Source organism: Pedobacter sp. 22226, from assembly GCF_052045455.1.
Classification (GTDB): Bacteria; Bacteroidota; Bacteroidia; order Sphingobacteriales; family Sphingobacteriaceae; genus Pedobacter; species Pedobacter jeongneungensis.
The window spans coordinates 506,654-521,536 of sequence record NZ_JBQEPB010000003.1; the positions used below are offsets into that span (position 1 = coordinate 506,654).

Annotated in this window: 15 protein-coding genes; 4 read left to right on the top strand and 11 right to left on the bottom strand. The window is 39.5% G+C overall.

What is annotated here, in order from left to right; translation table 11 throughout:
* Positions 1–6 precede the first annotated feature (6 nt).
* The 4 genes from ACTJKC_RS09115 to ACTJKC_RS09130 form a co-directional block, all read right to left on the bottom strand.
* Complete coding sequence (locus ACTJKC_RS09115; RefSeq protein WP_440791266.1) at positions 7–468, bottom strand: hypothetical protein; 462 nt, start codon at positions 466–468, stop codon at positions 7–9.
* Positions 469–567: 99 nt separating this feature from the next.
* A complete protein-coding gene (locus tag ACTJKC_RS09120; protein ID WP_223191005.1) occupies positions 568–1,176 on the bottom strand; it encodes a superoxide dismutase in 609 nt (202 codons plus the stop codon).
* A gap of 258 nt (positions 1,177–1,434) precedes the next feature.
* Positions 1,435–1,902 (bottom strand): nucleoside deaminase, encoded by a 468-nt coding sequence (locus ACTJKC_RS09125; RefSeq protein WP_440791268.1) that lies wholly within the window; start codon positions 1,900–1,902, stop codon positions 1,435–1,437.
* 272 nt (positions 1,903–2,174) lie between these two features.
* Positions 2,175–2,510 carry a tRNA-binding protein gene (locus tag ACTJKC_RS09130; protein ID WP_440791270.1) on the bottom strand — a complete coding sequence of 112 codons (336 nt, stop codon included), beginning with the start codon at positions 2,508–2,510 and terminating at the stop codon, positions 2,175–2,177.
* Positions 2,511–2,692: 182 nt separating this feature from the next.
* On the opposite strand from ACTJKC_RS09130, the gene ACTJKC_RS09135 reads away from it, so the two are divergent.
* The 3 genes from ACTJKC_RS09135 to ACTJKC_RS09145 all read left to right on the top strand — a co-directional run bounded on the left by ACTJKC_RS09135 (position 2,693) and on the right by ACTJKC_RS09145 (position 7,514).
* Complete coding sequence (locus ACTJKC_RS09135; RefSeq protein ID WP_440791272.1) at positions 2,693–4,174, top strand: xylulokinase; 1,482 nt, start codon at positions 2,693–2,695, stop codon at positions 4,172–4,174.
* 128 nt (positions 4,175–4,302) lie between these two features.
* Complete coding sequence (gene xylA / locus ACTJKC_RS09140) at positions 4,303–5,634, top strand: xylose isomerase (RefSeq protein WP_440791274.1); 1,332 nt, start codon at positions 4,303–4,305, stop codon at positions 5,632–5,634.
* A 203-nt stretch (positions 5,635–5,837) separates the two neighbouring features.
* The gene (locus ACTJKC_RS09145) at positions 5,838–7,514 is read left to right on the top strand and encodes a sodium/sugar symporter (protein ID WP_440791276.1); all 1,677 of its coding nucleotides are present in this window, start codon (positions 5,838–5,840) and stop codon (positions 7,512–7,514) included.
* A 364-nt stretch (positions 7,515–7,878) separates the two neighbouring features.
* On the opposite strand, the gene ACTJKC_RS09150 is transcribed toward ACTJKC_RS09145, so the two are convergent.
* From ACTJKC_RS09150 to ACTJKC_RS09180, 7 genes are all read right to left on the bottom strand, one after another.
* Positions 7,879–8,262 (bottom strand): hypothetical protein, encoded by a 384-nt coding sequence (locus ACTJKC_RS09150; RefSeq protein ID WP_344851545.1) that lies wholly within the window; start codon positions 8,260–8,262, stop codon positions 7,879–7,881.
* 1 nt (position 8,263) lies between these two features.
* Positions 8,264–9,496: an ABC transporter permease gene (locus tag ACTJKC_RS09155; RefSeq protein WP_440791278.1), complete on the bottom strand. Its 1,233-nt coding sequence runs from the start codon at positions 9,494–9,496 to the stop codon at positions 8,264–8,266.
* A 141-nt stretch (positions 9,497–9,637) separates the two neighbouring features.
* Positions 9,638–10,276 carry an MBL fold metallo-hydrolase gene (locus tag ACTJKC_RS09160; RefSeq protein ID WP_440791280.1) on the bottom strand — a complete coding sequence of 213 codons (639 nt, stop codon included), beginning with the start codon at positions 10,274–10,276 and terminating at the stop codon, positions 9,638–9,640.
* A gap of 36 nt (positions 10,277–10,312) precedes the next feature.
* The gene (locus ACTJKC_RS09165) at positions 10,313–10,900 is read right to left on the bottom strand and encodes a gliding motility lipoprotein GldD (protein ID WP_440791282.1); all 588 of its coding nucleotides are present in this window, start codon (positions 10,898–10,900) and stop codon (positions 10,313–10,315) included.
* 75 nt (positions 10,901–10,975) lie between these two features.
* On the bottom strand, positions 10,976–11,719 hold the full coding sequence (locus ACTJKC_RS09170; RefSeq protein WP_440791284.1) for a shikimate dehydrogenase family protein: 744 nt from the start codon (positions 11,717–11,719) through the stop codon (positions 10,976–10,978).
* A 210-nt stretch (positions 11,720–11,929) separates the two neighbouring features.
* Entirely contained in the window at positions 11,930–12,697 is a 768-nt protein-coding gene (locus ACTJKC_RS09175) for a phosphosulfolactate synthase (protein ID WP_344851550.1), read from the bottom strand.
* A 60-nt stretch (positions 12,698–12,757) separates the two neighbouring features.
* Positions 12,758–14,161: a tetratricopeptide repeat protein gene (locus tag ACTJKC_RS09180; RefSeq protein WP_344851551.1), complete on the bottom strand. Its 1,404-nt coding sequence runs from the start codon at positions 14,159–14,161 to the stop codon at positions 12,758–12,760.
* Positions 14,162–14,411: 250 nt separating this feature from the next.
* On the opposite strand from ACTJKC_RS09180, the gene ACTJKC_RS09185 reads away from it, so the two are divergent.
* Complete coding sequence (locus ACTJKC_RS09185) at positions 14,412–14,867, top strand: nuclear transport factor 2 family protein (RefSeq protein WP_440791287.1); 456 nt, start codon at positions 14,412–14,414, stop codon at positions 14,865–14,867.
* Positions 14,868–14,883 lie beyond the last annotated feature (16 nt).

The window sequence follows — 14,883 nt, forward strand, 5'->3', positions numbered from 1 at the left end:
TAACTATTATTGGTTTTGTTTTTCAACCGGAGGGGCAGAAAGCAGGCCTTTAATATCGCTTTCCACTTCTTCTTCCTCGCCTTTTTTCTTTTTCTTGTTTTTGCCTTTCAGGCCTTTACCGCTTAAGCGTTCTTCTATAACTTTATCGTATTCAGTCTGTTGCTCGGGTCTTAACACATTGCGGATGTTTTTGGTGGTTTCGTTCTGCAGTTTATAAAATTTATCTACATCCTCCTCACGCGAGTTTCCGGCTTGCTGTCTTTTAATTAAATCGGCCTGTTCTTTTGCCTGGTTAAAAGTAAAGCTATAGATTACGCTTTTTTGCGTAGCATTCAGTTTTAACCTTTTATCCAGATCATCTACATTTTTTTGTGCAATTTCTGTAGGTGTAGGCATTTTGTTCTGCTGTGCACTTACCATCCCATTTACACCAACAACAATTAAAAATAAAATTACAAGCCTTTTCATTTCGAATATTTTAATTGGTGCGAAGTTACTTAATTATCTTAAAACTAGAAAGTCCCGATTTTTTAACCGGGACTTTCTTTTAATTTTATTGGAATTAGCTTACAAAGCTTTTTTGTAAAGTTCTGCAACTGCATCCCAGTTCACTACATTCCAGATGGCCGCTAAGTAATCCGGACGCTTGTTCTGGTATTTTAAGTAATATGCGTGTTCCCAAACATCGATACCTAAAATTGGCGTACCTTTTACTTCAGCAATATCCATTAAAGGGTTATCCTGGTTTGGAGTAGAAGAAACCTGAAGTTTTTTATCAGCACCAACTGATAACCAGGCCCAGCCTGAACCGAAACGGGTAGCACCAGCTTCCTGTAATTTAGTTTTAAGCTCAGCAAACGATCCGAAAGTTTCGTTAATTGCTTTAGCTAAATCGCCGGTTGGCTCACCACCTTTATTTGGACCTAAAATGTTCCAGAACAAAGAGTGGTTATAGTGACCGCCACCATTGTTTCTAACAGCAGCAGGGAATTTTGAAATGTTTTTAACAATTTCTTCGATGCTTGAAGTCGCCTCTGGTTTACCTTCCAACGCTTTGTTTAAGTTGGTAACGTAAGCCTGATGGTGTTTATCATGGTGGATTTCCATGGTAGTTTTATCAATATGCGGTTCTAATGCATCGGTTGCGTAGTGTAACGCAGGTAATTCAAAAGCCATAATGTTTATGTTTTAAGATTTAAAAATGTTTCTTGTAGCAAATATAACATTAGAACGTTAAGATTTGTTCATGTTATTATCATCAAATCGTTTTCCGGGGTAACGTTATGTTGTTCAAGGTTTTAATGTTGGAAGGTTTAAGGAGGAAATCGTTTTTCTTTGGTTCATGGTTCATGGTTTTTTGAATCAGAGAAGAAGTTTTGGCTATAAGGCTATCAGCCATAATACCATGAGCCATTAACGAATAAGCCTAAGCATCTATCGTTTCCTCGCAAAAAATCCCTTCATCAGCGCACCGCATTCTTCTGCCATTACGCCGCCCTTTAATACCGTTTTAGGATGGAGCAGAGTTGCATTTTTCGAAATAAAGCCTCTTTTTTCCTCACGTGCACCGTAAACAATGCGGCCAATTTGCGTCCAATAGCTGGCGCCGGCACACATCACGCAGGGTTCGATGGTTACATATAAAGTGCAATCCCTTAGATATTTGCCGCCAATGGTTTGGGCTGCCGAGGTAAAAGCCTGCATTTCGGCATGGGCAGTTACATCGTTAAATCGTTCGGTGAGGTTATAACCCCTGCCAATGATCCGGTTTTTACTTACCACAATGGCACCAATCGGGATTTCATCTGCTGCTAAAGCTTTTTGGGCTTCTTCCAAAGCAAGCTTCATATAATGGATGTCTTCCTCCTCAGGGTCGGTATTTTCGAAATTGTAAAAACTCATAAGGCAAATATAGGGTTTTAAGCAGCCAGAATCTGGAATTTCTGATAGGTAGGGCGCAGGCGAATTTCGGAAATCTAAAGATAATTTTTTGAAGCGCGTTTTCAGTGCTTATCGGTTATTGCAGTCCTGCTTTGCGCTTCAAGTACGCACTCGTACCTCGTTTACGTGCTTTCCGCTGCAATCAGGGCTATTTTACAAAGGTTTGTGCGAAGACTTCCGAAGTTTTCAAAGGCCTAAACGCTAACCAACTTCGGAAGTCGGGCCTAAAGCTCCTAAACCAGCTTACTACCATTCGGTACCTTGCTTTGCACTGCAGCCAATACGATATCGTCGTTTTCATCGGCAAAACCGGTAACCAGAAATTCAGACATGAACTTGCCAATCTGCTTTTTGGGGAAATTAATTACCCCAACAATTTGTTTCCCCGGTAATTCTTCCAGGGTATAATGTTTGGTAATCTGTGCACTGCTCATTTTTATGCCGAATTCTCCAAAATCTACTTTCACTTTATAGGCTGGTCTGCGGGCTTCAGGAAATTCAAAGGCTTCTAAAATAGTGCCCACTCTTAATTCTACTCTTTCAAAATCATCCCAGGTAATCTGTTCCATAACTTAATTTAACGTATGTCTCAAAAATATAAATTATTCACCATTCGAATGGTTAAAACAAGTAATTGTGGTAATAGATAGCTTTCATTTTAACTCGATTTTATAAAAAATTTGCGTTTTATATTTTTACATCTATCTTTATGCAACCGTTTGCATAACCGAATATAAAATAATTTTGAATCATGTATTTATTAGGAATTGATTTAGGTACCTCATCCATAAAAGTTGCAGTTGTTGATGTTGCCACTCAAAAAAAAGTAGCCACTGCTCAATACCCCGAAGAGGAAACCGCAATCAAATCACTGCAACCGGGTTGGGCAGAGCAATCGCCAAATGAGTGGTGGCAAAATGTTCAGCAGGCCATACTTAAATTAAATTCGGCAGGCTTATTTGATCCGAAAGAAATTAAAGCCATTGGTATTGCCTACCAGATGCATGGTTTGGTGGTGGTCGATCAAAATCAGGAGGTTTTGCGCGATAGCATTATCTGGTGCGATAGCAGGGCTGTAGCACTCGGCAATGATGCTTTTGATTCCATCGGTCACGATAAATCGTTAAAACACCTGTTAAATTCACCGGGCAATTTTACCGCTTCGAAACTGGCCTGGGTAAAAACAAACGAGTATGATACCTATAAAAAAATTGATAAAATGATGCTGCCCGGCGATTTCATTGCCATGAAGTTAACCGGCGAAATTACCACCAGTATCTCTGCGCTTTCGGAAGGGATTTTCTGGGATTTTGAAAACCACGAAATTTCTAAAGATGTATTAAACAATTATGGCATTAATGAACAGCTTATCCCCACAATAAAACCATTATTTTCTGCACATGGTTATTTAAAAACCGATATCGCTTCGTTATTAGGCTTAACTGCAGGCATTCCTGTTGCTTACAAATCCGGCGATCAGCCTAATAATGCACTTTCTTTAAATGTATTAAAACCGGGTGAAGTGGCTGCAACTGCCGGTACCTCCGGAGTAATTTATGGTGTAAGCAGCGATCTTACCTGCGATAAACAATCACGGGTAAATACCTTTGCACATGTAACCTATACAGCAGAAAAAAAACATACCGGCGTGCTCCTTTGCATTAACGGCACGGGAAGTATGTACCGCTGGGCCAAACATACTTTTGCACCTCAATCTACTTACGCCGAATTGAACGGCCTGGCGGCTGAAGCACCAATAGGCAGTAACGGATTAAAAGTACTTCCATTTGGTAACGGTGCCGAAAGGATGCTGAACAACAAATATACAGGCGCACAGTTATTAGGCATCGATTTAAACACCCATAACCAGGCTGATATTTTTAGGGCCGTGCAGGAAGGTATTGCCTTTGCTTTTCGTTATGGTTTGGATATTATGCGCGAGAACGGTATGGAACCTAAGGTAATCCGCGCCGGACTGGCAAATTTGTTTTTAAGTGAGGTTTTCGCCCAGACTTTTGTGGATGTTACCGGAATCCCTGTCGAGTTATACGAAAACGACGGAAGTGTTGGTGCTGCTTTGGGTGCAGGCATTGGCGCCGGTATTTTTAGCAGTGCCGAAGAGGCTTTTAATAATCATGGAGTGATTAAAACGTTAAACCCCAAAAATTCAGCAGCATACGAGCCAGTTTATCAGGATTGGAAAGTAATATTAGAAAAAGAATTAGCAAAATAAACGGGTTCATGGCTCATGTTTTAATGGTTCATAGATAAGTTTATTATAAGCTATCAGCTAACAAACCATGATCCAATAAACTATCGGCCATGAACCATCAACGAAAAGATCAACCAAAAACAAAACACATGACAAAAGTAGTAACAGGAGCAAAAGAATTTTTTAAAGGCATCGAACAAATTCAGTTTGAAGGCTTAACCAGTGATAATCCTTTAGCCTTTAGGTGGTACGATGCCAATAAAGTGGTAGCAGGTAAAACCATGAGCGAGCACTTTAAATTTGCCTGTGCGTATTGGCACTCGTTTAACGGCAATGGCTCCGATCCCTTTGGTGGTGCCACACATGTTTTTCCCTGGGATGAAAAGAAAGATGCCATAGAAAGGGCTAAAGATAAAATGGATGCCGCTTTCGAGTTTATAACCAAAATGCAGATCCCTTATTACTGTTTCCATGATGTAGATGTGGTAGATTATACCGATGATGTGGCCGAAAACGAACGTAGGCTGCAAACCTTAGTAGAGTACGCTAAACAAAAACAGGCCGATAGTGGTGTAAAATTACTTTGGGGAACAGCTAATCTGTTCAGCCATAAACGTTACATGAATGGTGCCTCTACAAACCCCGATTTCCACGTACTGGCTCATGGTGCCGCACAGGTTAAAGCCGCTTTAGATGCTACAATTGCCTTGGGTGGCGAAAATTATGTTTTCTGGGGCGGAAGAGAAGGTTATATGAGCCTTTTAAACACCAATATGAAACGCGAGCAGGAGCATTTGGCAAAATTTTTACATACTGCTAAAGATTATGCGCGCAAACAGGGCTTTAAAGGAACTTTCTTCATCGAACCGAAACCATGCGAGCCATCAAAACACCAGTACGATTATGATGCAGCAACCGTTAAAGGCTTTTTGCAGCAATACGATCTGCTGGCCGATTTCAAATTAAATCTGGAGGTTAACCACGCTACGCTGGCCGGTCATACTTTTCAGCATGAACTACAGGTGGCGGTTGATAATGGCTTATTAGGATCTATCGATGCCAACCGCGGCGATTACCAGAACGGCTGGGATACCGATCAGTTTCCGAACGATATTAACGAATTAACTGAAACCATGCTGATCATTTTAGAAGGTGGCGGACTGCAAGGTGGTGGTGTAAACTTTGATGCAAAAATCCGCCGTAATTCTACCGACCCCAAAGATTTATTTTATGCGCATGTAGGTGGAATGGACATATTCGCCAGAGCCTTGATTACGGCAGATGCCATTCTTCAAAAATCAGATTACAAAAAAATCAGATCCGACCGTTACGCTTCTTTTGATAGTGGTAAAGGAGCCGAATTTGAACAGGGTAAATTAAGTTTAGAAGATTTGAGAAATTACGCTGCAGAAAACGGCGAACCCGAAGTACGCAGCGGAAAACAGGAATACCTGGAAAACCTGATCAATAGGTATATTTAAAAGATTTGTTAGTCTGAGCGTAGTCGAAAACCTTTATACCCGTGGTCTGTGTCCTCACAGACCACTTGCATTTTATGACCTTTTTCAAAGCTCCGCAAAATAATAAACGTCACATTAACATTTTTTAATTTAAAAAAAAGCGGATATTATTTCCTGATTTTATTACATTTAACTTTCTAAACCAAATAACCACTATTACTTTAATGAAACAAAATTTATTGGACACGAAGGATTACATTGTATTTGCAATCTACTTCGTCATTGTGGCTGCTTACGGTCTGTACATCTACAATAAGAAAAAATCCGCATCCACAGGCTCAAAAGATTATTTTCTGGCAGAAGGTTCACTTACCTGGTGGGCAATTGGTGCATCTTTAATCGCATCAAATATTTCGGCCGAGCAATTTATCGGCATGAGCGGATCGGGCTTTAAGATGGGACTGGCAATTGCAACTTACGAGTGGATGGCTGCCCTTACGCTGGTAATTGTTGCTGTTTTCTTTATTCCGGTGTACCTGAAAAATAAGATTGCTACAATGCCCCAGTTTTTGCACCAGCGTTACAATGGAACCGTAGCCATGATTATGGCGGTGTTCTGGTTATTGCTGTATGTAGTGGTAAACTTAACTTCAATTCTTTATTTAGGCGCATTGGCGGTAAGCAGTATCTCTGGTTTTGATCTCAGTTTCTGTATGTATGCCATTGCTGCTTTTGCCATCGTGATTACGCTGGGTGGAATGAAAGTGATTGGTTATACTGATGTAATTCAGGTGTTTTTCCTGATTTTAGGTGGATTAGCTACAACTTATCTGGCTTTAAACCTGGTTTCTACCCACTATGGTACCTCAGGTATTTTTGAAGGTTATAGTTTAATGACTTCAAAAGCATCTGAGCATTTCCACATGATTTTGAAACCTGATAATGAAAACTATATCGATTTGCCGGGTTTAAGCGTGCTTGTAGGTGGTATGTGGATAGTAAACCTGAACTATTGGGGCTGTAACCAGTACATTACCCAGCGTGCTTTAGGTGCCGATTTAAAAACGGCCCGAGGGGGTATTTTATTCGCTGCATTTTTAAAGTTATTAATGCCGATTATTGTGGTTTTACCCGGTATTGCGGCTTATGTATTGTATAAAGATGGTGCTTTCCAATCTGAAATGTTGCAGGGCGGATCTGTGAATCCAGACCGTGCCTATCCTGTATTGTTAAATTTATTGCCTGCAGGTTTAAAAGGTTTATCTTTCGCTGCTTTAACCGCTGCGGTTGTGGCCTCTTTAGCGGGTAAGGCAAACAGTATTGCAACCATTTTTACTTTAGATATTTATAAAAAAGTATTAAAAACTGATGCTTCTGAAAAGAACCTCGTTTTTATAGGTAAAATTGCTGTGGTAGTAGCCATGGTGCTGGGTGTTTTAATTGCGCCTCACTTAGGTATCGATAAAAAAGGAGGCTTCCAATACATTCAGGAGTACACAGGCTTTGTATCGCCTGGTATCTTTGCCATGTTCATCCTGGGTTTCTTCTGGAAAAGAGCCACATCAAATGCAGCACTTTTTGCTACCATTGGTGGTTTCGGATTATCCTTGCTGTTAAAATTCCTTCCGGGCTGGACTGATCTTTCCTGGTTATCTGGAATGAACTTTTCGGTTAAAAACAGTGCGGGCATTTACGAAATCCCTTTCTTAGACAGGATGGGTTTTGTATTCGTATTCTGTATCATCGGTATGGTGATTATTAGTTTATTCGAGAATAAAAATGGTGTTAACCCTAAAGGATTGGAAATCGATTCGAAAATGTTTAAAACCACCACCAGTTTTGCGGTTGGCGCATTAATTATTATAGGATTATTGGTAGCCCTTTACGGTATTTACTGGTAAAATTCCTTTTTAAATATTTTAAAGCTTTCTGGGGATACCGGAAAGCTTTTTTTTGTTTAGCAGAGACCGATAATATAGTATTGTTTTTTGGAAAGCAGATGTGGTATCGTTTAGGTGAGGTTTAGGTGGCAAAGAAGGTGCTGCTATTTGTGGTTGCAGGGTGTGGAGAAGTTTTGGCAATAGACCTCGGTTCATTAGCCCTGATTGAAGTGTAAAGCCCACAGCGCAGCGAGGACTTGAAACGAAAAGCAGGACTACCTTATCCGATTAGCAATGCAACTGCGCTGCAAAAAACAATTGGAATTGGATCAGTAAAATTGGTTCGTGAGGACACGAACCAAGGGAATGGAGGGCTTTTTGCGAATTACTGCGCGCAAGGCCCGTCAGGAATTTCTTTGCTGATTTTAATTACTTTAGTAACCACCAGGGTAGAATCGAAATCGGCAGAAACAGTAGCGGTATCGGTTTTTTTAAAATAACCTTCTAACTCTACATATACCGGCTCGTAGGGCTTTTCGAAACCTAAATTGCTATAAGCCAGCTCTAAATTTTTTACGCTGTCGGTAACCCAATAATCGCGGGTATCTTCGCAAAGGGTAAAAGATTTCATTTCTGGTCCAAAGCTATATAAACCTTTAACAATTTTAAGGTTACTTTTTTCTCCCTCGGCTTTATCGTTTCTATTACAAGCTGTAATGGCCACGCCAAGGAGCACAACGAATACAATTGCTTGTTTAACTAACTTCATTTTATATGGATTGATTAATTTGATCGATCTTTTTAACACTTAAATTGGAGGACAAAGCCGATGCCAAAAATGAGAAGATTCCTACGGTAAAGAAAACTAAAATGAAATCTTTCCATTTTAAGCCTATAGGGTAAGAACTTACCAGGGTTTTATTTTCTTCGCCCATTTTGATCAGGCCGTAAGTGTGCTGAAAATAGTAAAAAATGAGGCCAATAATTAAACCCAATACGCAGCCCGACATGGTAATCATCATGCCCTCAAATAAGAATATACGTTTGATTAATTTTTTACCGGCACCTAAACTGCTCAGAATGGCAACATCCTTCACTTTATCGATTACTAACATGGTTAACGACCCTATGATGTTAAATATAGCAATTATCAGGATAAAAGTGAGAATGATATAAACTGCCCATTTTTCGGTATTTAAAATGTGGTAAAGTGATTTATTCTGCTCGGCCTGGTTCTTTACCTCATAATCTTGTCCGGCTTTTTCAATTACCTCTTTTTGAAAGGCATCAACATCCGTACCTGGTTGTAAATTGATCTCAATTGCAGACACATTTTTTTCTTCACCGAGCAATGCCCGGGCAAAATCAAGGGGGACAATAATTCCATTATCAAAATCCTGCTGTACTTCAAAAACGCCACTAACCCGGATGCTTTTTACTACAAAATCATCAGCAGGATTTAAGCTGTTTGGCACGATATCTTTTTTAGGCGAATAAATTTCCAGTTCGGTAAAAGGATCTACCGTATTTACGGCCAGGTAACTTTGTAGCGCCGAACCAATTACGGCGTTATTGCCGCTTTTGTTATGAAGGATAAAATGGCCCTCTTTTATAGTGCTGTCTAATTTGGTGTTTTTTAAATAATCGGCACTTACCCCTTTAACCATTCCAACAGCCTGTTTATTGTTGTACTTTAACAAGGCGTTTTCTTGCAGTACCTCTGTAAAAGCGGCAATAGCTTTGTTTTTTCTGAGCTGGTTAAAGTAAGGGGTGTTCGGATCGAAAGTTTTGCCTTTAGCTGGTGTAATGGCAATTTGCGGGGTAATGGTATCGAACATGTTCAAAACCACCGTTTCTAAACCGTTAAATACCGAAAGGATGATAATTAATGCTGCACTGCCCACCATTACGCCCACCATAGATATGCCCGATATCAGGTTAATGGCATTGGTAGATTTTTTAGCAAAAAGATATCTTTTGGCAATATAAAACGATGTATTCACAGCGGTAAAGATAGGTAAAATGTACTATGTAAGATGGAAGAGGTATGATGGACACTTAATATAGCAGATGTAAAATGAAAGATCAATATTCCATTATCCATTTAACATCTTACATTTACCATCTTCATTATCCATCATACCTTAAAAAAACGGGTTATGTTGTTTTTCGAAACCGATGGTGGTAGCTGGTCCGTGGCCAGGGTACACTTTGGTTTCATCAGGTAATACAAAAAGTTTATCCGAAATGTTTTGAATTAATTGATGATGGTTGCCGCCCGGAAGATCAGTACGGCCAATACTGCCATAAAAAAGGACATCGCCTCCCATTAAAATATGATCGGCAGCGCTGTAAAAGCATAAATGTGCAGGTGAGTGGCCGGGTGCAAAAATTAAGCTTAAAGTGCTGTTGCCAAAAGATATGGTTCCGGTTTCAGGCAAAAAAGTGTCTGGCTGCGGCGAAACCTCGTATCGGGTAAAGCCCATTGAAGGAGCATAACCGGGAATTGCATTTAAAATCGGTAATTCGCCTTGATGAAACTGTGGTTTTAAACCGTAAGTATCAAAAACGAACTTATTGCCAAAAACATGGTCGAGGTGGCAGTGCGTGTTTAATAACAATACAGGTTTAAGGTTTTCCTGGTTAATAAATGCCGTCAGTTCATTTTGCTCATAACCTTCGTACATGCCAGGGTCGATAATGACACATTCTTTGGTTTCATCGTAAAGCAGATAGGTATTTTCGCTGTAAGCGTTAAAGGTGAAGGTTTTTACTGTAATCATATATTTTTAGAAAGATCTGGTAGCCATCAGGTGAAGTTAATTTTTCCACTTAAAGGTGGCAATTAAGGTGTCGATATCTTTTTTAATAAAGTTAACAACGGGTGCTATCGAATCGTATTGTGGTCGCTCGTTAAAATACAGTGCACCCCTAAAATAATGTTTGGCACTATCGGTTAAAAAAAACTGTACGGATGATGCGGTATTACCCTCAATAGCATAATAAATGCCATATACCTTGCGGCTGGGATAATTAATTATTTTTTGATCGATGGCACTTGCCTTTATGGTATGTTTAAAAGCAAGTTTGCGGGCATCTTCCACCATTTCATCGTATTCGCCCTTGCCTGATACATCGTAATAGGTTAAGTGCAAAAAGCCGTTAAACTGTTTAAAATGAAGGTTATACCAGTTCTTTCTGGCGTCGCGGCTCTGATCCTGCTCTACTGTTGCGTAAGTTGGATATTCAAAGCTAAAGGGAACGGGCTCGGTAAAATTGGTATATTTTTTTTCAGGGAAAACAATCCTGAAATAAGCTTTAGGTTTAGGGCTGTAATCGTGGTTTTGGCAGGCCGTTATAAATAAAAGCAATACAAAGGGTAAAAAAATCAGTTGTTTTAATTTCATAACATTCAATCAAAGATTGCTTACCCCAAATTCGGGACTGGCTGTCGTTCCTCCCTGCAATAACGATCAGTTAAACTATTTATTCCATATTGCCCAGGCTTTTTCGGCCTGTTTGTATAACATTTCCAGGCCATTTTTGATCGCTGCGCCCTGTGCTGCTGCTTTGGCCAGAAATGTAGTTTCTAACGGATTGTAAACCAGATCATAAGCCAGGTGTTCAGGCCCGAGCTGCGAATAATCAATTTCAGGAAAGGTATCAATATTTGGCGACATTCCCAACGGCGTGGTGTTGATCAATAATTTGTGCGAAGCCAAAATTTCAGGTGTAACCTCTGCATATAAAATAGCACCATCAACCGCTTTGCGTACCACCACCTGGTATCCGATATTCAGTTTTTCTAAAACGTATTTTACCGCTTTGGCTGCTCCCCCATCACCAAAAACCAATGCTTTGGTATGTTGTGGCCCTAACAAGGGGGTTAGTGATGCTTCAAAACCATAGGCGTCGGTATTGTAACCTTTTAAATAATTTTCGCCTTCAAAACTTTTAATAGAAATGCAGTTTACCGCACCAATTTTTTCTGCAGCCTCATCTACTTCGTTTAAGTAGCAAAGCACATTTACCTTATGCGGTATGGTTACGTTTAAGCCACAAAGTGATGGGTTTTCGCTTAAAAGATCGGGCAGCGATTTGATATCTTCAATGGGGAAAAGCTCGTATTGATGACCGGCGATGCCTTCATTTAAAAACTTTTCGGTAAAATATTTTTTAGAGAAAGAATGTGATAAAGGATATCCGATTAAGCCGTATGTTTTCATATTGATGTAAATAAGCAAAACCTTACAGGTTTATTTAAATATGCCCTGCTGTGCAATGTTATTAAGTAAGCCATTGGCGGCACAGGTAAAAATAATTTAACCACAGATAAAGAGGATGCACACAGATATAAAATCCGTGTTTATCTGTGTGCATCTGTGGTTAAAAAATCTTAACTTAATAATATTGCCTCGCAATAACAATTTTTGTCTTTATTTTACCTGGTTAAGGAAATAATCGAAAGTATCTCCGCGCAAACCCAAACGGATGGTTTCTAAAGGAATTACTTCGGCTGGAGCAATATTACCAAGGTTTACATTACTGCCGATTAATTTAATAAACCAAACCTGTTGTTCTTTTTGCGGGGCTTCCCAAATAATGGTTTCTTCGGGGATTTGGGTTAAAATCTCATCAACCAAGCCTTCGCGTACCTCGCCGCTTCCACGGTAAATACCTACGTTACCACCTTCGCGGGCTTCAGCAATAACTTTCCACGAGCCGGCTTCGATTTCGGCCTGCATTAATTTAATCCACTTGTATGGTGCAAATATTTTAGCCGCATCTTTACTGCCCACTTCAGAAATTACCGTTACCTGTTTAGAAAGTTCACGGATAAATTCACATTTTTTATCATGCTCAATTTCGATAGATCCATCAGAAACTTCTGCATATTCCATTCCGTACTGGTCTAAAACGCGCTGATAATCTGCAAACTGGTTGCGGATGATAAAGGCTTCAAATAAGGTTCCTCCGAAATAGGTTGGGATGCCGGCACTTTTATATAAAGCTAATTTTTCTTTAAGGTTTGGTGTTACGTGTGAGGTAGCCCAGCCCAATTTTACGATATCTGTATGTACACCGGCAACTTCAATAAAATCTTCTACCTGGCGTAGGCTCAATCCCTTATCCATAACCATTGTTAAGCCTTTTTGGCGTGGTTTAGCTGGACGTTCGGGAACGTTTAATAATGGATAATTCATATGCGTACAAAAGTGAAAAAAATTTTGAGATTTATTTGTTAAATTTTTCTCACAAGGTCATTACCTTATATATCTGTTTATAACGTTCAAAATGGCACTATTATCCTGCAATTGCGGTAAATATTCAAACAAAATATAATGTTTGTCAGGGTCGGTTGTTAAAGCTGTTTCCAGGTATCCCAGCGCATCGCTATAATTGCCCATGGCAAAAAGATAGGCCACCATGCGGTAGTAAAGCTCGGCAGCCTCAGGGTTATTTTTGATTGCCTCGGCCATTGTTTCTGATGCCTCAAGCAGTTTTCCCTGCTCATAAAGCACGGTACTAAAATCCAGCCAGGCCTCAATGTCCATTGGATTAAACTCCAGTACTTTTTCGTAGGCTTCAATCGATTCATCAATCTGGCCTAATTTATAATAAGCATCGGCCATGGCAAACCAGAAATCAGGATTTTCAGCCTCTAAATCAATTGCTTTTTTATAAAAATGTAAGGATTCGAAATAACGTTCTTCAAAATTCAGCGTAACCCCGATCCCAAACCAGGCATCAGCCATTTTGGGGTCCATTTTTACCGATTTTTTATAATAAGAACGGGCTTCGTCCATTTTTTCCAGCTTTTCGTAACACTCCCCAATGGCACAATAGGTATCGGCATTAGGTGGTTCATATTCGAAAGTCTGTTTATAAACTTCAATGGCCTCATCGTATTTATCCAGCTGCACCAAAGCATTCCCTTTATTGAAATAAGCCGAACTGAAATCTTCTTTAATTAAAATGGCATAATCGTAAGCATCAATTGCTTTTTCGAAAAGATTCAGTTTGTGGAAACTATTGCCCAGGTTATACCATGCCGCATACGAATAGGGGTCGGTATCGATATATTGCTGGTAAAACTTAATGCTTTCTTCCTGCTTGTCTAAAACATCGTAGCAAAAAGCCAGTTCGTATAAACCATCCTGGTTTTCCATATTCTGCTCTAAACTGAGTTTAATATAGGTAATGGCACTTTCATAATCGCCCATGCTTTGATATACATAAGCCATCTGCAATAAAATTTCATCAGTACTTTCGGCCAGGCCTAAAGCTTTTTCATAATTTTCCAAAGCCTCGTCATATCGTTCGGTGTTCTGAAAAATATTACCGCGAAGCAGGTAAATATCCGGTTCTGACGGTTCTAAAAGTTCAGCCTTTTGTAAAGCAATAAAAGCCTGTTCGTGGTTGTTGGTTAAAATGTAAAGATGAGCCTGTTTAATTAAAAAAACAGTTGCATAAGGGTGCTGACTGATTGCAAAATCAACTACCTGCAAAGCTTTGACCGGATCATTTTTCTCGATGTAAAAATCTACAATGTATTCAAAAGCGCCTGCATCGAAAAAATACTGGTCCTGATTGCGGAGCATTTCTTCGTAACGTTCTACCGAGCGTTGTGCGTCTTCGTTGGATTCAAAAAAGAATTCTTCTTCCATATATTATACTATTAAAGAACCGTGCCAATTAGCAGAAAAACACATTATAAGTTTACCAATTTAAATAATCCGTTTTTAAAATAATTATTAACATCAATAAGCTTAAACAGCGTAAATGGCTGAATATAAAGTGTATTAACTGTGGTTAAGATGTGTGGATAATCGACAGATTTTTTGCAACATCGCGGTTCCTTTTCCCTTCTTTTACAAAAATACTATAAATTTATGGGATATACGTAATTAAGAAGTCATGAAAGGATTGATCACTTTTGCCCTGTTTTTATTGGGTTTTACTACACATGTTCTGGCACAAAATAACGAAGAAAGCGCCGTTAAGGAAGCTATAAACCATTTGTTTGCCGGTATGAAAACAGGCGACAGCACTTTAACCAGATCGGCCTTTGCAACCGGCGCGGTGATGCAAACCATTGTAAGCAAGGATGGAAAAGTAAGTGTTAGGACAGAATCGGTCGATGATTTTGTTAAACTGACCGGCACGCCGCACAAAGAAGTGTATGATGAGCGTATTGTATTCAGCAAAATATTAATTGATGGGCCACTGGCTGCAGTATGGACAGATTATAAATTTTATGTAGGTGAAAAATTTAGCCATTGCGGGGTTAATTCCTTTCAGTTGGTAAAGGGAGATAAAGGCTGGCAGATTGTTTACATTATTGATACGCGGAGAAAGGATAACTGCAATTAATTTATTTCCTTTTTTC